General features: G+C 69.7%; 13 protein-coding genes and 1 tRNA gene. 13 read left to right on the plus strand and 1 reads right to left on the minus strand.

Translation table 11 applies throughout. From position 1 onward, the window contains the following. Positions 1–125 precede the first annotated feature (125 nt). From adk to LCI23_RS10805, 10 genes are all read left to right on the plus strand, one after another. Positions 126–782 carry an adenylate kinase gene (gene adk, locus LCI23_RS10760; protein WP_224946454.1) on the plus strand — a complete coding sequence of 219 codons (657 nt, stop codon included), beginning with the start codon at positions 126–128 and terminating at the stop codon, positions 780–782. Positions 783–992: 210 nt separating this feature from the next. Then, entirely contained in the window at positions 993–1,601 is a 609-nt protein-coding gene (locus LCI23_RS10765; RefSeq protein WP_224946455.1) for a hypothetical protein, read from the plus strand. Positions 1,602–1,742: 141 nt separating this feature from the next. After that, a complete protein-coding gene (locus tag LCI23_RS10770; protein WP_224946456.1) occupies positions 1,743–2,501 on the plus strand; it encodes a 3-hydroxyacyl-CoA dehydrogenase in 759 nt (252 codons plus the stop codon). Positions 2,502–2,635: 134 nt separating this feature from the next. After that, on the plus strand, positions 2,636–4,411 hold the full coding sequence (ggt, locus tag LCI23_RS10775) for a gamma-glutamyltransferase (RefSeq protein WP_374041163.1): 1,776 nt from the start codon (positions 2,636–2,638) through the stop codon (positions 4,409–4,411). Positions 4,412–4,540: 129 nt separating this feature from the next. Further along, complete coding sequence (locus tag LCI23_RS10780; protein WP_224946457.1) at positions 4,541–5,041, plus strand: hypothetical protein; 501 nt, start codon at positions 4,541–4,543, stop codon at positions 5,039–5,041. A 91-nt stretch (positions 5,042–5,132) separates the two neighbouring features. After that, the gene (locus LCI23_RS10785; protein ID WP_224946458.1) at positions 5,133–6,314 is read left to right on the plus strand and encodes a patatin-like phospholipase family protein; all 1,182 of its coding nucleotides are present in this window, start codon (positions 5,133–5,135) and stop codon (positions 6,312–6,314) included. Then, the gene (locus LCI23_RS10790) at positions 6,311–10,576 is read left to right on the plus strand and encodes a two-component regulator propeller domain-containing protein (protein ID WP_224946459.1); all 4,266 of its coding nucleotides are present in this window, start codon (positions 6,311–6,313) and stop codon (positions 10,574–10,576) included. Before LCI23_RS10785 ends, LCI23_RS10790 begins: the two co-directional genes overlap by 4 nt. An 88-nt stretch (positions 10,577–10,664) precedes the next feature. Then, entirely contained in the window at positions 10,665–11,330 is a 666-nt protein-coding gene (locus LCI23_RS10795; RefSeq protein ID WP_224946460.1) for a response regulator, read from the plus strand. 100 nt (positions 11,331–11,430) lie between these two features. Next, entirely contained in the window at positions 11,431–13,065 is a 1,635-nt protein-coding gene (locus tag LCI23_RS10800) for an AMP-binding protein (protein WP_224946461.1), read from the plus strand. 7 nt (positions 13,066–13,072) lie between these two features. Next, complete coding sequence (locus LCI23_RS10805; RefSeq protein ID WP_224946462.1) at positions 13,073–13,588, plus strand: MarR family winged helix-turn-helix transcriptional regulator; 516 nt, start codon at positions 13,073–13,075, stop codon at positions 13,586–13,588. 21 nt (positions 13,589–13,609) lie between these two features. On the opposite strand, the gene LCI23_RS10810 is transcribed toward LCI23_RS10805, so the two are convergent. Further along, positions 13,610–14,401 (minus strand): PEP-CTERM sorting domain-containing protein, encoded by a 792-nt coding sequence (locus LCI23_RS10810; protein WP_224946463.1) that lies wholly within the window; start codon positions 14,399–14,401, stop codon positions 13,610–13,612. Between the two features lie 195 nt (positions 14,402–14,596). Between LCI23_RS10810 and LCI23_RS10815 the strand changes: the two genes are divergently transcribed. From LCI23_RS10815 to LCI23_RS10825, 3 genes are all read left to right on the plus strand, one after another. Continuing rightward, positions 14,597–14,671 (plus strand) — tRNA-Arg (locus LCI23_RS10815). A gap of 181 nt (positions 14,672–14,852) precedes the next feature. Then, entirely contained in the window at positions 14,853–16,772 is a 1,920-nt protein-coding gene (locus tag LCI23_RS10820) for an ATP-binding cassette domain-containing protein (RefSeq protein ID WP_224946464.1), read from the plus strand. A gap of 22 nt (positions 16,773–16,794) precedes the next feature. After that, positions 16,795–17,523, plus strand: a complete 729-nt coding sequence (locus tag LCI23_RS10825; RefSeq protein WP_224946465.1) for a CAAX prenyl protease-related protein — start codon at positions 16,795–16,797, stop codon at positions 17,521–17,523. The last annotated feature ends 20 nt before the right edge of the window (positions 17,524–17,543 follow it).

Here is a 17,543-nt window from a genome sequence, read left to right on the forward strand (position 1 = left end):
ACTTTTGTGGTAACTTTCGTGTCAAGTAGCCAGATATACATCAAATGCGGCATCAAACGTGGCATCAAACGCGATCGTTAGCGCACATAAAAATTATCAACATCCTCTAGGAATCTAGGAAACTCATGCGTCTCATTCTGCTAGGAGCACCGGGAGCCGGTAAGGGCACCCAGGCCAACTTCATCAAGGAAAAGTTCAACATCCCGCAGATTTCCACCGGCGATATGCTGCGTGCCGCGATCAAGGCGGGAACCGAGCTGGGCCTGGCTGCCAAGAAGGTGATGGATGCGGGCCAGCTGGTGTCGGACGACATCATCATCGGTCTCGTGAAAGAGCGCCTGAAGGAAACCGACTGCGCCAACGGCTACCTGTTCGATGGCTTCCCGCGCACCATCGCCCAGGCCGACGCCATGAAGGACAGCGGCGTGATGATCGACTACGTGCTCGAAATCGACGTGCCTGATGAGCTGATCGTCGAGCGCATGTCGGGCCGCCGCACCCACGCCGCATCGGGCCGCGTGTACCACACCAAGTTCAACCCGCCGAAGGCTGAGGGCATCGACGACGTCACCGGCGAGCCGCTGGTGCAGCGCGACGATGACAAGGAAGAGACCGTCCTGAAGCGCCTGGCCGTGTACCACAACCAGACCGAAGTGCTGCTCGGCTATTACAACAAGTGGGCGCAGTCGGGCCTGCCGGGTGCGCCAAAGTACCGCAAGATCTCGGGCGTGGGCCCGGTCGAGCAGGTGCGCGATGCGGCGTTCGCGGCGCTGACCGAGTAAGCGGACCAGGTTTCGCTCCCATGCGGCCCTTCGGGGCCGTTGTTGTTTCCGGTTCTGGATCCCGCTACAGATAGCGCTCGATTGCCGCCGTCAACGACGCTTCGTCCCGACAATCTGCCGGGCGCGAGTGTGAGGAATTGTTTCGCGTGCGACGAAGCCGGCTGCGCGGGCCGATAATGGCCTGTCCCCATTCGAATCGCGAGGTGCGCCATGCGTCCCATCCCGTCCCTGATCGCCGTCCTGCTGGCCTTTGGATCCGCCGGCGCACTGGCGCAGAACACGGCCGCGCCGCAGCCGCCGACCGGCAAGCCGGTGTCCGACAGTGCCAGCTACGGCCCGGTGCTCAACCCCCAGGACAGCCCGGCCATGCGCCAGCGCGCCGGCGAAGCCCGGCCCCAGGCCCAGGAGGAGCGCGCCGGCCAGCCACCGGTGACGGGCAAGCAGGACGAGGCCGACCCTTCGGCGCGCCCGGCGCCGCAGCCGCCTGCCCGGCCGCAAACCCGGGAGGAGCGCCAGGGGCGGCCCGCAGCGCGTCCGGCCGACAAGCAGGGCAAACAGGCGCAGCGCCGCCCGGGCGCGGTCCAGCGCGTCGAGAGCACGCCGCGCATCGCCGCGCCGGCGCCGATGCCGTTCCCGCCCGTGCCGGCGCCGGCGGCGCCGGCGCCACTGGTGCCGCAGACCAGCCAGGCCGTGGGCTGCGCCGGCAGCCTGTGCACGGACGCCAGCGGCGCCACCTACAACGCCGGCAACGGCAATGTCGGGGTCAGCAGCAGCGGGCGCCTGTGCACGCGCAACGGCGCGAATATCCAGTGCATCTGAGGCACGCAGCCGCATAAATGGTTTTTCCGGCAAAAAGTTCGCTACAATCGCTGTTTGACGTTTACGTAAACGTAATTGCGTAGTCACGGCGTCATCACCGCGTGCAGACAGCGGCACCAGAACTTTTAAAAAGGGAAAACCATGCAAATTCAGAACAACGTGTTCATCGTCACCGGTGGCGCCTCGGGCCTGGGAGCGGCCACCGCGCGCATGATCACCGAGGCGGGCGGCAAGGTCGTCATCGCCGACGTGCAGCTTGACGCCGGCGCGGCCGTGGCGGCCGAACTGAACGGCCAGTTCGTCAAGTGCGACGTGACCTCGGAAGCCGACGGCCTGGCCGTGGTCGAGGCGGCCACCAGACTGGGCACGCTGCGCGGCCTGGTCAACTGCGCCGGCGTGGCGCCGGCCGTCAAGACCGTCGGCAAGGACGGCCCGCACCCGCTGGACGCCTTCCAGCGCGCGGTGAACATCAACCTGGTCGGTACCTTCAACATGTGCCGCCTGGCGGCCGACGCCATGGGCAAGACCGAAGCAGGAGAATACGGCGAGCGCGGCATCATCATCAACACCGCCTCGGTCGCGGCCTTCGACGGCCAGATCGGCCAGGCCGCCTACGGTTCCTCGAAAGCGGCCGTGGCCGGCATGACCCTGCCGATGGCGCGCGACCTGGCGCGCAGCGGCATCCGCGTGATGACCATCGCCCCGGGCATTTTCGAAACCCCGATGCTGATGGGCATGCCGCAGGAAGTGCGCGATTCGCTGGGCAAGATGGTGCCGTTCCCGCCGCGCCTCGGCATGCCGAAGGAGTACGCGCACCTGGCCAAGGCCATCATCGAGAACGTCATGCTGAACGGCGAGACGATCCGCCTGGACGGCGCGATCCGCATGCAGCCGAAGTAAGCGGCGCAGAGCGGGCGTCCTGAACGCTGCCGCCAATTGCTGTACGATGGGCGGATGTCGGGCGCGTGGCGCAAGCCGCGCGCCCGTTTGCTTTCCGGAGAACCGATTTGACGAAGAACAATACGATGCCGCGCATGGCCCTTGGCCTCATGCTGGCCCTCGGCGCCACCCTGGCCGCCACCCCTTCCGCGCTGGCGCCGGACGTCCTGCAGCGCGCGCCCGAAGCCGCCACCGGCTACCAGGACAAGGCCGGCTGGCCGGCCCGCAGCTTCATGGTGGCCGCGGCCAATCCGCTGGCGGTGGACGCCGGCTACGCGATCCTGAAGCAGGGCGGCAGCGCGATCGATGCCGCCATCGCGACCCAGCTGGTGCTGACCCTGGTCGAGCCCCAGTCTTCCGGCATCGGCGGCGGCGCCTTCCTGGTCCACTACGACGGCCGCAAGACCCAGGCCTTCGACGGCCGCGAAACCGCGCCCTCGAAAGCTGACGAGCGCCTGTTCCAGCGGCCCGACGGCACGCCGCTGTCGCGTACCGAGGGCATCGTCGGCGGCCGTTCGACCGGCGCGCCGGGCGTGCTGCGCATGCTGGAACTGGCCCACAGGGAGCATGGCAAGCTGCCGTGGAAGGCCTTGTTCGTCCCCGCCATCCGCCTCAGCGAGGAAGGCTTCGCGGTCAGCCCGCGCCTGCACGCGCTGCTCAGCGGCGAGCGCCACCTGCGCAAGGACCCGGAGGCGGCGCGCTACTTCTACGGCAACGGCGGCCAGCCCTGGCCGGTCGGCCACATCCTGAAGAACCCGGCGCTGGCCAGGACCCTGCGCGAGATCGCCGCCGGCGGCGCCGACGCTTTTTACCAGGGCCGCATCGCGCGCGACATCGCGGCGAAGGTCGCGGGGCACCCGAGCAACCCGGGCCTGCTGAGCGCCGCCGACATCGCCGACTACCGGCCGCAAGTGCGCACTCCGGTGTGCAGCGACTACCGCGCCTACACCGTGTGCGGCATGCCGCCGCCTTCTTCCGGCGGCATCGCCGTGGCCCAGATGCTGGGCATGTTCGAGACCTTCGACATGCGGGCGCTGGCACCCATCAACGGCGTGCCGGACGTCGAGGCCCTGCACCTGTTCAGCGAAGTGGGGCGCCTGGCCTATGCCGACCGCAACCGCTACGCGGCCGACACCGACTTCGTGCCGCTGCCGGGCAAGGGCGTGCCCAGCCTGATCGACAAGACCTACCTGGCCACGCGCGCCCGGCTGGTCGGCGCGCGCTCGATGGGCGAGGCGCCGGCCGGCAAGCCGCCCGGCATGGAAGTCGCCTGGCACTGGGGCAAGGACAATGCCATCGAAACGCCGTCCACCTCGCACCTGTCGGTGGTGGACGGCTACGGCATGGGCCTGGCCATGACCACGACCGTCGAAGACGCCTTCGGCTCGCGCCAGATGGTCGACGGCTTCATTCTGAACAACCAGCTGACCGACTTTTCCTTCGCTTCGCGTGACGCCGACGGTCCGATCGCGAACCGGGTCGAAGCCGGCAAGCGCCCGCGCAGCGCGATGTCGCCCACCATCGTGTTCGACCGCAGGAGCGGCAGACTGGTGCTGGCGGTCGGTTCGCCGGGCGGCCCGGCCATCATCAACTACGTGGCCAAGGTGCTGGTTGGCACCCTCGACTGGGGCCTGAACGTGCAGCAGGCGATCGCGCTGCCGAACTTCGGCAGCCGCAACGGCCCCACCGAACTGGAGGCGGGGCGCTTCCCGGCCGCCACGGTCGAGGCCCTGAAGGCGCGCGGGCACGCGGTACGGCAGGGCGAGCAGACCTCGGGCCTGCACGGCATCCAGCGCATCGAGGTGCATGGCGTGCCGCTCTGGTACGGCGGGGCCGATCCACGCCGCGAGGGCGTGGCCCGGGGCGACTGAGCCTGGCGCTGCGTCGGCGTGGGTATGCGTGGCTTGCCAAGGCGCGCCCGGCAGGTGCAGCCGGTGACCATAACGGGCCGGACAGGCGCATACTGGGCCTGTGTTCCCCCTCGTTGAAAGGAAATGGTCATGCATACCCCGATGACGATGCCGCGGGTGGTCCTCGCGGCGATGTTGTTGACCAGTACTGCCGCCGGCGCCGCCACGCCCGTGCTGAGCGCGCGCGACCAGGGCGCGGCCTTCAGGGCGGCCGGCTTCAGCCTGCAGGGCAAGCAATGGCGCCAGTGCGATGACCCGTCGCCCGCCTACGTGCCGGGCGAGATCGCCGAGGTGCGCGACCTGAACGGCGACGGCCGGCCGGAAGCCCTGATCACCGAAAGCAGCAGCGCCTGCTACGGCCATGCCGGGGCCGGCTATGCGCTTGTTTCCAGGCAGGCGGACGGGAGCTGGAAGAAGATCTCGGGCGGCACCGGCATGGCCAGTTTCCTGTCCACCCGCGGCAAGGACGGCTGGCCGGACATCGAAGTGGGCGGCCCCGGCTTCTGCTTCCCGGTCGAGCGCTGGAACGGCAAGGCGTATGTCCTGCAACGCCACCAGTACGAAGGCAAGGCTTGCCGGCCGGGGCGCTGACCGTCGGCGAAAACCAACTGCCACCCCGTCCAGGCCGGGGCAAAGCGCAATTATTTTCCTAGAGGTATCCGACATTTGCTAAGCTTGGCGGGTGGAAAGTCAAGCAAAAACAGGCCTGGTCCTTACGGGCGGTGGAGCACGCGCCGCCTACCAGGCCGGCGTGATGCATGCGATCGCCCGCATCCTGGCCGACGCCGGCCGTCCGGCCTTGCGTTCTCCGTTCGACATCATCTGCGGCACCTCGGCCGGCGCCCTGAACGCCACCGCGCTGGCCTGCCGCGCCGACGATTTCGGCAGCGCCGTGCGCGGCCTGCTCGCGGTGTGGGAAGGCGTGTCGGCGCACCAGGTCTACCGCGCCGATTCGCTGGCCGTGCTGCGCAGCGGCGCGCGCTGGCTGTCGCTGCTGTCCTTTGGCTGGCTGCTGCGCAAGTGGCATGCGGCGCCGCCCCAGTCCCTGCTCGACAATACCCCGCTGGCGGGCCTGCTGCACCATGCGCTCGACCTGCCGCGCCTGGATGCGGCGCTGGCCGACGGGGTGCTGCACGCGCTGGCGGTCACCGCCTCCTCGTACAGCAGCGGCCACCACATCACCTTCTACCAGGCGGCGCGCGAGATCGCGCCCTGGCTGCGCCACCAGCGCCTGGCGCTGCCGACCCAGATCGGTGTCGAGCACCTGCTGGCCTCGAGCGCGATTCCCTTCATCTTCCCGGCCGTGCCGCTGTACCTGGCCGGACGGCGCGAATACTGCGGCGACGGCTCGATGCGCCAGCTGGCGCCGATCGCGCCGGCGATCCACCTGGGCGCCACCCGCGTGCTGGTGGTGGGAGCGGGACGCATGTCCGAGTCCGCCACCGAGCGCGCGCCCGGCCTGGCCGGCAACGCGGGCTATCCGAGCCTGGCGCAGATCGCCGGCCACGCGCTGTCCTCGATCTTCCTGGACAGCCTGGCGTCCGACATCGAGCGCCTGCAGCGCGTCAACCAGACCCTGGAGCGGGTGGCGCCGGAGGCACGCGCCGCGCTGCCGCTGCGGCGCGTGGAACTGCTGGTGATCGCACCGTCCGAGCGCCTGGACGACATCGCGCTACGCCACGTGCATAGCCTGCCATCCCCGGTGCGCACCCTGCTGGGCGGGATCGGCGCGCTCGAGACGCGCGGCGCGGCGCTGGCCTCCTACCTGCTGTTCGAAGGCGGCTACACGCGCGAACTGATCCGTCTTGGCGAACACGACACGCTGGCGCGGCGCGACGACGTACTGGACTTCTTCCCGGCATGACTCCATTGATCCGCGTGCTGGCGGCACTGCTGCTGGCCCTGTCCTGCTGCGCCCAGGCCGCCCAGGCCGTGATACCCGGCGCCAGCCTGCGCTTCCAGCACCTGTCGGTGGCCGAGGGCCTGGCCCAGGAAACCGTGCTGGCGATGCTGCAGGACCGCGACGGCTTCATGTGGTTCGGCACCCAGAACGGCCTGTCGCGTTTCGACGGCTACCGCGTCATCAACTACCGCAGCGTGCCGGGCAAGCCGCGCACGCTGTCGAACAGCTGGGTGCGGGTGCTGCACCTGGACCGCCACGGCCGGTTGTGGCTGGGCACCGACGGCGGGCTCAACCTGTACGACCCGGTCAGCCAGTCGTTCACCCTGTTCGTGCCGGACGAGACGGCGCGGCGCGGCAACGGCAACCGCCACATCAATGCCATCGTCGGCGATGGCCGCGACGGACTGTGGATCGGCACCAACGACGGCCTGCAGTACTTCGACACCACGCTGCGCCGTTTCCGCACCTGGCACCACGAGCGCGGCAACGAGCGCAGCCTGAGCGACGACAACGTCAACGCCCTGGCGCTGGACGGCAGCGGGCGCCTGTGGATCGGCACCGGCGGCGGGCTGGACAGCCTGGCGCCGGACGGCGAGCGGATCGAACACCATCCATCCGGCCTGGGCCCGCGCGCCAACCCGGTGCATGCGCTGATGGTGGACGGCACCCAGCGCCTGTGGGTCGGGCGCCTGGGCGGGCTGGAACGGCACGCGCTGTCGGGCAAGGAGACCGGGCAGGTGCGCCGCTTCGGGCCGCGCGACGGGGTCGGTCCCTGGTGGATCACGGCCCTGTACCGCGACGCCACCGGCGAGGTCTGGGCCGGCACCCACGACAACGGCCTGCTGCGCTGGCGCGCCGGCGACGACAGCTTCGAGAACCACCGCCACGTCGTGGCCGACCGCCACAGCCTGGCCGACAACCAGGTCTCGGCCCTGTACCGCGACCGCCTCGGCACCTTCTGGGTCGGCACCTGGTTTGCCGGGGTGTCGCGGGTGGACCTGGGCAGCGGCGGCTTCGCGCGCATCGTGCGGCGCGAGGACGTGCCGGGCATGCCCCCTTCGCTGGCCGACAACAAGGCGCGCGCGCTGCTGGTCGATCCGGCAGGCGGCGGCCACAAGCTGTGGGTCGGTACCAACAGCGCGCTGAACCACCTCGACCCGGCCAGCGGCGCCGTCACCGCCTACCGCCACGATCCGCGCAATCCGAACAGCCCGATCGGCACCCCGGCCACGGCGCTGGCGCGCGACAGCAGCGGCCGGTTGTGGATCGGCAGCCGCATCGGCCTCAGCACCTTCGACCCGGCCAGTGGCCGCTTCACGCGCCAGGTGCTGCCGGGCGACGCCGAGGCCAACCACGTGCGCGGCTTGCTGGTCACGCCGGACGATGCGGTGTGGATCGCCACCCGCGGCGGACTGCACCGGTTCGAGCAGCGCAGCGGCAAGGTGGACAGCTGGCGCCACGACCCGGCCCGCGCCAGCAGCCTGGCGGACGACATCGTGCGGCCGATGCTGCTGGACCGGCGCGGCCGCATGTGGATCGGCACCTTCGACGGCCTCGACCTGATGGACCGTGGCACCGGGCGTTTCCGCCACTTCCGCCACGACCCGCTCGATGCGGGCAGCCTGAGCCACGACGAAGTGCATGCGCTGTTCGAGGACAGCCGCGGCGACATCTGGGTCGGCACCGCGGCGGGCCTGAACCGCATGGTGATGGCGGCCGACGGCGCGATGCGCTTCGTGCGCTACACGCGCCGCGACGGCCTGCTGGACGACGCGCTGGCGGCGATCATGGAAGACGGCGACGGCCGCCTGTGGGTCAGCAGCACCAGCGGCATTTCCTGCTTCGATCCGTCCACCCGGCGCTGGCGCAACTATACGGCGGCGGACGGCCTGACCGAAGGCGCCTTCTTCGATTCCTCGGCCGCGCGCGCTCCCGACGGCACCCTGTACTTCGGCGGCTTCAACGGCATCACGGCCTTCGACCCGCGCGCGATCCGCGACAACCGCGTGGCGCCGCATCCGGTGATCACCGGCCTGACGATCTTCAACCGCCCGATCGAGGAAGCCTTGCCGGGCGCGCTCAAGGGACCGGTCGAGCATGCCGAGACCGTGACCCTGCCGGCCGGCGCCTCGGTGTTCTCGCTCGAATTCTCGGCCCTGCACTTCGCCGCCCCCGAGCGCAACCGCTTCGCCTATCGGCTGGACGGCTTCGACCGCGACTGGATCGAGGGCGACGCCGGCAAGCGTTTCGCCACCTACACCAACCTCGACCCGGGCACCTATGTGTTCCGCCTGCGCGCGGCCAACAAGGACGGGGTCTGGAGCGAACAGGTGGCGGCGCTGGCGATCACGATCGAGCCGCCGCCCTGGGGCACGCCCTGGTTCCGCGCGGTGGCGGTGCTGGTGCTGGTCGCGCTCGGCTACACGGCGCTGCGCATGCGCCTGTCCGGCCTGCGCCGCCAGAAGGAAGAACTGGCGCGCCAGGTGGGCCTGCGCACCGAGCAGGTCGAGCAGCAGAACCGCGTGCTGGAACGCCAGACCGGCGAGCTGCGCGAACAGGAAGGGCGGGTGCGCCAGCAGTCCAACGAACTGGCACGCGCCTACCGCGCGCTGCAGGAGAACGAGGAATTCCTGCGCCAGGCCAAGCAGCGCGCGGAGGACGCGACGCGCCAGAAATCCGAGTTCCTGGCCAACATGAGCCACGAGATGCGCACCCCGCTGGCCGGCGTGATCGGCATGCTCGGCTTCGCCCTGCGCGATCAGGCGCTGCGCGCCGGCACCCGCGAACAGGTGGCGCGCGCCCAGGGCAATGCGGAGTCGCTGCTGGCGATCATCAACGACCTGCTCGATTTTTCCAAGATCGAGGCGGGCAAGCTGAGCATCGAGAACATCGACTTCGACCTGCACGCCCTGATCCGCGGCGTGGCCAGCCTGTTCGAGGAGCAGGCGATCGAGGGCGTCGGCTTCGACCTGGCGTTCGACGACGCGCTGCCGCGCTTCGTACTGGGCGACCCGACCCGCCTGCGCCAGGTGCTGGTCAACCTGCTGGGCAATGCCTTCAAGTTCACCTGCGCCGGCAGCATCGCGCTGGAGGTGGCGTGCCGCCCGGACGAGCAGGTGCGCGGCGAAGGCTGGCACATGGTGCGCTTTACCGTGCGTGACACCGGCATCGGGATTCCCGCCAGCGCGCTGCCGCGCCTGTTCCAGAAGTTCGAGCAGGCCGATACCTCCACCACGCGCCGCTATGGCGGCACCGGGCTGGGACTGGCGATCTGCCGCCAGCTGGTGGCCCTGATGGGCGGCTCGATCGGTGTCAACAGCGTGGAGGGCAAGGGCAGCACCTTCAGCGTGCTGCTGCCGCTGGCCGACGGGGTCGAGCCGGCCGACCTGGCAAACGCGCCGCGCGCGCCGCACAGCCACCGGCTGCGCGTGCTGTGTGCCGAGGACTTCACCACCAACCAGATCATCGCCCGCACCCTGGTCGAGGAGATGGGACATGCGGTCGACGTCGTCGACAACGGCGCCCAGGCGCTGGCGGCCTGCGCCCGCTACCGCTACGACCTGGTGCTGATGGACGGGCGCATGCCGGAGATGGATGGCGCCACCGCCACCCGCCTGATCCGCGCCGGCGGCAGCGCGCAGCTGCGCGTGCTCGACCCGCACCTGATGATCGTGGCCCTGACCGCGAACGTCAGTGGCGAGGACCGGGCGCGCTACCTGGCCGCCGGCATGGACGGCTTCCTCACCAAGCCGATCGACGAGGCAGCCCTGCATTTGCAGATCGCGCGCGCCATCGAGCGCCAGCTGGCGCGCGGGATCGCGCTGCCGCCGCTGCCGGCCGGGGCGGCCGCCCTGGCGCCGTCGGTGGCGACCCTGGACGCGCTGTTCGAGGTGGCGCCAGCCGCGGATCCGGCGCCCGCGCCGGTTCCTGCTCCGGCCGCCGCCGCGTCCGGCACCAGCCTGTCCGCGCGCCTGCGCGCCGCCTTCGCGGCCGACCTGCCGCGCCGCCGCGCCGAACTGGCGGCGGCGCTGGACGGCGGCGACCTGGAAACGGCCGGACGGGTGCTGCACGGCCTGCGCGGCAGCGCCGCCTATCTCGGCGAGGATGCGCTCGGCGCGCTGTGCGCCGAACTCGAAGCGGCGGCCGGCGCCGGCCGCCATGACGCGCTGCTGGCCGGCCACGCCGCGCTCGAGCAGCGGCTGGACGCTTTCCTGCCGGCCTGAAAGCCGTTGCGCGCACAGCCATGTTCCGCCCGCGCGGCGCTATGCCTATAATGGGCTTCCGAACGCAAGGAAAAGGACGCGCGGCGAGATGAAGGTGCTGGTGGTGGACGACGACGTGGTGGCGCGCATGATGCTGATGCATCTGGTCGACAGTTGCGGCGCATACGACATCGTCGAAGCGGACGATGGCGAGGATGGCTGGCGCCAGCTGGAAGCCGGCCTGCGTCCCGGCATCGTGTTCTGCGACCTGCGCATGCCGCGGCTGGATGGCCTCGGCCTGCTGGCGCGGGTGCGCGCCGCGCCCGCGCTGGCCGCGCTGCCCTTCGTGCTGGTGTCGGCCGCCGCCGATGCCGACACCCTGGCCGAAGCCGGGCGCCAGGGCGCCGACGGCTACATCGTGAAACCCTTCGCCGCCGGCCAGGTCAGGGCCCAGCTCACGCGCCTGGTGCATCCGGACGAAGAGCCGGCGGCCGTGCTGCGCCGCCTCGGCATCGGCCGCGAGCGCCTGCAGGCCTACCTCGGCGGCCTGCAGCGCCAGCTCGAGGAGACCGGGGCCGCCATCCCTCCCTCGCGCGATCGCCTGCTGCAGCTGGCCGAAGGCTGCGCCACCCTCGGGCTGGCGGACAGCGCGGCGCGCCTGCGCGCGGCGGCCGCCGCCGTGGCCGACGCCGCGCCAGCCTCCCCGCACACCCAGGCGGCGCTGGCCCAGGCCCTGGGCGCCGTGCGCCGCCAGCAAGCCCGGGTTCCCGACTGAGGCGGCAAGGTCGGCCTCGCCGGCCTTGCCGGCACATTACTTTAGATTTAAAGTACAGCGCATCTTTGCTGCGTTGCTGGAATTCCAACAGGGACCGACCATGAACGATATTTCCGCAGCACTCGCGCCGTCCGGCTACACCGACGGCTTTGCCCGCGCCAGCCTGCCGCCGCCCGACGAATGGCCGGAACTGCGCTTCGACCTGCCCGAGCTGCAGTATCCGGCCCGGCTGAACAGCGCCGCCGAGTTGCTCGACGGCGCCAGCGCGCGCGGCTGGGATGGGCGCACCGCCCTGGTCGGCACCCGCGAGCGCCTCAGCTATGCCGCGCTGCGCGCGCGGGTCGACCGCATCGCCCACGTGCTGCGCCAGGACCTGGGCCTGGCCAGCGGCAGCCGGGTACTGGTGCGCGGCGCCAACTGTCCGATGATGGCGGCCTGCATCCTGGCCGTGATCAAGGCCGGCTGCATCGCCGTGCCGACCATGCCGCTGCTGCGTGCACGCGAGCTGGGCACCATCGCCAGCCGGGCCCGGGTCGGCGCCGTGCTGTGCGCCGCCAGCCTGCGCGCCGAGGTCGACGCGATGGAACCCGGCGGCCTGCCGCTGCTGCTGTTCGACGCGCCAGACGCTACGCCGGAATCGCTGGAAGCGCGGATGGCGGCCCACGACAGCCCTTATCCCGCGCACGACACCGCGGCCGACGACATCTGCCTGATCAGCTTCACCTCCGGCACCACCGGCGTGCCGAAGGGCACCATGCACTTCCACCGCGACCTGCTGGCGATCTGCGACTGCTTCCCGCGCCACACGCTGGCATCACAGGCCGACGATATCTTCATCGGCACGCCGCCGCTGGCCTTCACGTTCGGCCTGGGCGGCCTGCTGCTGTTCCCGCTGCGGGTCGGCGCCTGCGCCGTGCTGGCCGAGAAGCTCAGCCCGGAAACCCTGCTGGCGGCGATCCAGCAGCAGCGCGCCACCATCTGCTTCACCGCGCCCACCTTCTACCGCCAGATGGCGCAGCTGGCGGACCGCTTCGACTTGAGCAGCCTGAGCCGTAGCGTGTCGGCCGGCGAAGCCTTGCCGGTGGCCACCCGCGCCGCCTGGAAGGCGGCCACCGGGCTCGAGATGATCGACGGGATCGGCGCCACCGAGATGCTGCACATCTTCATCTCCGCCGCCGGCAGCGCGGTACGCCCCGGCGCGACCGGCAAGCCGGTCCCCGGCTACCAGGCCTGCATCCTCGACGAGGACGGGCGCCGGCTCGGTCCGGGCCAGGTCGGGCGGCTGGCGGTGAAGGGCCCGACCGGCTGCCGCTACCTGGACGATCCGCGCCAGCGCAACTACGTGCACGAGGGCTGGAACATCACGGGCGACGCCTACCAGATGGACGAAGACGGCTATTTCCACTACTGCTCGCGGCTGGACGACATGATCATCTCGGCCGGCTACAACATCGCCGGCGCCGAGGTCGAGGAAGTGCTGCTGCACCATCCGGCGGTGGCCGAATGCGGGGTGGTGGGCCGGGCCGACGAGGAGCGCGGCCAGGTGGTCGAGGCGCATGTCGTGCTCAAGCCGGGCGTGGCGGCGGGCGCCGAGACCGCGCTGGCGCTGCAGGAATTCGTCAAGGCGCGGATCGCGCCGTACAAGTATCCGCGTGTGGTGCGCTTTCGCGAGCAGCTGCCGCGCACCGAGACCGGTAAACTGCAACGCTTTAAACTCCGCAGCGATGCGGTCTGAGGAAAACATGTCCAAACGCGAAGATGGGGAGCAGGGCGGCGAACTCGACCTGGCGAGCCGGCTGACCCGCGATCACCACCAGTCGCTCAAGCTGTGGCTGCGCATGCTGTCGTGCACGGTGCGTATCGAGAACGAGATCCGCACCCGCCTGCGCGCGCAGTTCGGCATCACCTTGCCGCGCTTCGACCTGATGGCCCAGCTGGAACGGCATCCGGATGGCTTGCGGATGGGGGAACTGTCGAAGCGCATGATGGTCACCGGCGGCAACGTCACCGGCATCACCGACCAGCTCGAGCGCGAGCAACTGGTGGTGAGGGTGCCCGATCCGCACGACCGCCGCGCCTGGGCGGTGCGCCTGACGCCGGCCGGGCGCAGCGCTTTTGCCGCGATGGCCGCGGTGCACGAGCGCTGGATCGACGAGATGCTGGCCGGTTTCCCGGCCGAGGACAAGGCCAGCCTGATTGCGCTGCTGGCCTCGATGAAGGAAACACTGCGGGTGGAGGAGGGGCCGGCGGCCCCGTAGTCCCGGCGCCCGGTCCGTCGGTCAGGCGCGCTGCGCGCCGGACGAGCGGCGGCGGCGCACGCCGGCCACGGCCAGCAAGCCCAAGCCCAGCAGCGCCAGGCTGCCCGGTTCCGGCACTTCGGCGGCGCCGTCCTGGCCGTCCTGGCCGCCCTGCGGCGGCTGCTCGTGGCTGCCGCCGTTGCCACCGGTCTGCCCCGGGTCCGGCACCAGCGGATCCTGGCCCGTACCCGTACCGGCGCCGCCGCCGGTGCCAGTGCCGCTGCCACCACCGGTCCCGGTGCCCGTGCCGCCGCCGGTGCCGCTGCCACCACCCGTGCCGCCACCGGGGTTATCCACGACCGGTGGCTTGGCCTTGGCCGGAGCGGTGATGTAGTGGCTCAGGCGTCCGATATTACAGTTACCTTTGCCGCAGTCGCCGGTCAGCTTGTTCACCTGGCTGTTGGTCCACATCAGCTGGGTAAGGTCGCCCAGGTTCTCGAAATAGAAGATGTTGGCCGAGCTCGAGTTGCCGGTGCCAAACTTCAGGGCGAAGTAGCCCGGTCCGGCGAGGTCGGTCAGGAACCAGGCCGAGGCCAGGCCGTCCACTGCCTGGGCCGTATTACTGCTGTTCACATTGATCTTGCTGCTCAGGACCAGGGTGTCGTCGCCCGTGAGCCGCTTCAGTTCCGCCAGTTCGGTCGCATTGCCGGAATTGCCGAGCTTGACCTGGCCGATCAGGCGGTCGACGACGACGCTGCTGGCTACCGGCGTCGCGGAGGCGAGCATCGGGACGCTCAGCAGGAGGGAGCACAGCAGGGAACGGGAGGTCTTCATGACGAATATTTGTTTGAATGAAATAAAAATTGCTTTTATATAATGCAAGTTGCAAGGATAAGAATATCCAAGCGACAAGTAAAGAGATTTCGTCAGATTTGAAACGGGAGTGGCGAATGTGCCACTGTTTGGGTTTGGCAAGCTGGCTGGTACAATAAGGGGCTGCACCACGCCGTATCCGGGGCAGGCACGCGTGTCGCCATAGTACAATGGATAGTACAAGGTCCTCCTAAGACTTAGATGCAGGTTCGATTCCTGCTGGCGACACCATCTTCCCGCCCGTCCGGGCACGCTTTTCCGCTTCCAGCTTGTCACCGGCGCCACGGCGCGCAGGACGGCTTGCATCCCGAGCGCCGGAATTCCGGCCCATGCCCGCCACCCGGTACAATGGGCGCTTCTTTCAACATTTTGCGCTTGCGCCATCGACCGGCGGCAGGCGGGTTCACGGATCATGGCTGTCATTTCCCTCTCTTCCGCGCAACTGGCCTTCGGCCACGTCGCGCTGCTCGACCATGCTGACTTTTCCCTGGAGGCCGGCGAACGCGTGGGCCTGATCGGGCGCAACGGCACCGGCAAGTCTTCGCTGCTGAAGATCATCTCGGGCCGCTCGCGCCTCGACGACGGCCTGCTCGTCATGCAGCAGGGCGTCACCATCGCCTATGTCGAGCAGGAGCCGGTCTTCGATCCGGACATGAGCGTGTTCGACGCCGTCGCCGCCGGCATGGGCGAACAGCAGGCCATGCTGGCCGAGTACGAATCCCTCACCGGGCAGTTCGGTGGCGACAACGACGAGGCGCTGATGGAGCGCATGCACGAGCTGCAGCTCAAGCTCGATGCGATCGACGGCTGGAACCTGGCGCACAAGGTCGACACCACCCTCGACCGCCTGGGCCTGGTGCGCGATGCGAAGATGGGCACGCTCTCGGGCGGGATGCAGAAGCGCGTGGCGCTGGCCGTGGCCCTGGTGTCCGGTCCGGACGTGCTGCTGCTGGACGAGCCGACCAACCACCTCGACTTCAGCTCGATCAAGTGGCTGGAAGGCCTGCTGCGCGAATTCCGCGGCTCGGTGCTGTTCATCACCCACGACCGTAGCTTCCTGGACAATGTCGCCACCCGCATCATCGAGCTCGACCGCGGACGCCTGCTTTCCTTCCCGGGTAATTTTTCCACCTACCAGGAACGCAAGCGCGAGCTGCTCGCCAACGAAGAGGTCGAGAACGCCAAGTTCGACAAGTTCCTGGCCCAGGAAGAAGTCTGGATCCGCAAGGGCGTGCAGGCGCGCCGTACCCGCGACGAAGGCCGCGTGCGCCGCCTGGAAGCGCTGCGCCTGCAGCGCGCCGCGCGCCGCGAACAGCAGGGCACGGTGCGGCTGGACGTCGCCGCCGGCGAGCGTTCCGGCAAGATCGTCGCCGACCTGGACAACATCTCCAAGTCCTACGGCGAGAAAGTCATCGTGCGCAATTTCACCGGCACCATCCTGCGCGGCGACAAGGTCGGCCTGATCGGTCCGAACGGCGCCGGCAAGACCACCCTGCTCAAGATCATCCTGGGCGACGAGACGGCCGACAGCGGCTCCGTGAAGCTCGGCACGCGCCTGAATGTCGCCTATTTCGACCAGATGCGCGCCCAGCTCAACGAAGAGGCGAGCCTGGCCGACACCATCTCGCCGGGCAGCGACTGGGTCGAGATCAATGGCCAGAAGAAGCACGTGATGACCTACCTGAACGACTTCCTGTTCGCGCCGGAACGCGCGCGCTCGCCCGTGAAGTCGCTCTCCGGCGGCGAGCGCAACCGCCTGCTGCTGGCGCGCCTGTTCGCCAAGCCGGCCAACTGCCTGGTGCTGGACGAACCGACCAACGACCTCGACATCGAGACCCTGGAACTGCTCGAGGAACTGCTCGAGGAATACACGGGCACCGTGTTCCTGGTCAGCCACGACCGCACCTTCCTCGACAATGTCGTGACCCAGGTGATCGTGGCTGAAGGTAATGGCTTGTGGCGCGAATACGTGGGCGGCTATACCGACTGGGAGCGCGCGCGCGCGCAGGAGTCTGCCGGCGCGCCGAAACAGGCGCAGGCGGCGCAGAAAGTCCAGGCCGCCAGCGAGCCGGCCGCGAACCCGCAGGGCGCGGGCAAGAAGGTCAAGCTCAGCTACAAGGAACAGCGCGAGCTGGAAGAGCTGCCCCAGCTGATCGCCACCCTCGAGGATGAGCAGTCGGCCATCACGGCCCAGCTGAACTCGGCGGATTTCTACAAGCAGAGCCCGGGCGAAGCGCGCCGCCTGAGCGCGCGCCACGCCGAGATCGACGCGCTGCTGCTCGATGCCCTCGAGCGCTGGGAGCGGATCGAAGCCCGCGCGCGCGGCGAATGAACCGGGCAGGGGCCGGCACCGCATGAGCGAACACGACGACTCCCGCGGCCTGGCCGCCAGCACGCCCGCCCAGGCGGCCGACGCCCCGCTGTTCAGCCGCGCCGCGTGGGCCCGCATCCTTCCCTTCGGCGCCTACCTGGCTTTCCTTGTCCTCGGCGACATGCTCGAGCGCGCCGGCTTCGCGCGCGCCGGCCTGCGCTGGCTGTATCCGGCGCAGGCCGCCACGGTGGCGCTGCTGCTGGCGATCAACTGGCGCCGCTACCACGAGCTGCGGATGCCGCTGCCCGGCCCGGCCCAGTTGCTGGCGGCGCTGGCGACCGGCGCGCTGGTGTTCGCGCTGTGGATTCACCTCGACGCACCCTGGATGACGCTGGGAAACAGTCCCGGCTACGACCCGCGCGGCAACGGCGGAATCGACCCGCTGCTGGCCGGCCTGCGCATCGCCGGCGCGGTCCTGGTGGTGCCCGTGATGGAAGAACTGTTCTGGCGCTCCTTCCTCATGCGCTGGGTCGATTCGCCGGACTTCGAAGCCCTGGCGCCGGCGCGCGTGGGCCTGAAGGGTTTCCTCGTCTCGGTCCTGCTGTTCGGCTTCGAACACCACCTGTGGCTGGCCGGCATCGTGGCCGGGGCCGCCTACGGCCTGCTGTACATGCGCCAGCGTAACCTGTGGGGACCGGTCGTCGCCCACGCCTTGACCAACGGCCTGCTCGGGGCCTGGGTGCTGGCCACCGGCAGCTGGTCCTTCTGGTAGCGCACATTTCGCTCCCGGCA

Origin of the sequence: Massilia sp. MS-15 (assembly GCF_020176695.1) — a bacterium.
Classification (GTDB): Bacteria; Pseudomonadota; Gammaproteobacteria; order Burkholderiales; family Burkholderiaceae_D; genus Telluria; species Telluria hydrophila.

Excerpts from the sequence above, each read along its gene's own strand:
- LCI23_RS10820 (WP_224946464.1), top strand. The coding sequence starts at position 14,853 with ATGGCTGTCATTTCCCTCTCTTCCGCGCAACTGGCCTTCGGCCACGTC.
- LCI23_RS10780 (WP_224946457.1), top strand. The coding sequence starts at position 4,541 with ATGCATACCCCGATGACGATGCCGCGGGTGGTCCTCGCGGCGATGTTG.
- LCI23_RS10825 (WP_224946465.1), top strand. The coding sequence starts at position 16,795 with ATGAGCGAACACGACGACTCCCGCGGCCTGGCCGCCAGCACGCCCGCC.
- ggt (WP_374041163.1), top strand. The coding sequence starts at position 2,636 with ATGGCCCTTGGCCTCATGCTGGCCCTCGGCGCCACCCTGGCCGCCACC.
- LCI23_RS10795 (WP_224946460.1), top strand. The coding sequence starts at position 10,665 with ATGAAGGTGCTGGTGGTGGACGACGACGTGGTGGCGCGCATGATGCTG.
- LCI23_RS10800 (WP_224946461.1), top strand. The coding sequence starts at position 11,431 with ATGAACGATATTTCCGCAGCACTCGCGCCGTCCGGCTACACCGACGGC.
- LCI23_RS10805 (WP_224946462.1), top strand. The coding sequence starts at position 13,073 with ATGTCCAAACGCGAAGATGGGGAGCAGGGCGGCGAACTCGACCTGGCG.
- LCI23_RS10765 (WP_224946455.1), top strand. The coding sequence starts at position 993 with ATGCGTCCCATCCCGTCCCTGATCGCCGTCCTGCTGGCCTTTGGATCC.
- adk (WP_224946454.1), top strand. The coding sequence starts at position 126 with ATGCGTCTCATTCTGCTAGGAGCACCGGGAGCCGGTAAGGGCACCCAG.
- LCI23_RS10810 (WP_224946463.1), bottom strand. The coding sequence starts at position 14,401 with ATGAAGACCTCCCGTTCCCTGCTGTGCTCCCTCCTGCTGAGCGTCCCG.
- LCI23_RS10790 (WP_224946459.1), top strand. The coding sequence starts at position 6,311 with ATGACTCCATTGATCCGCGTGCTGGCGGCACTGCTGCTGGCCCTGTCC.
- LCI23_RS10770 (WP_224946456.1), top strand. The coding sequence starts at position 1,743 with ATGCAAATTCAGAACAACGTGTTCATCGTCACCGGTGGCGCCTCGGGC.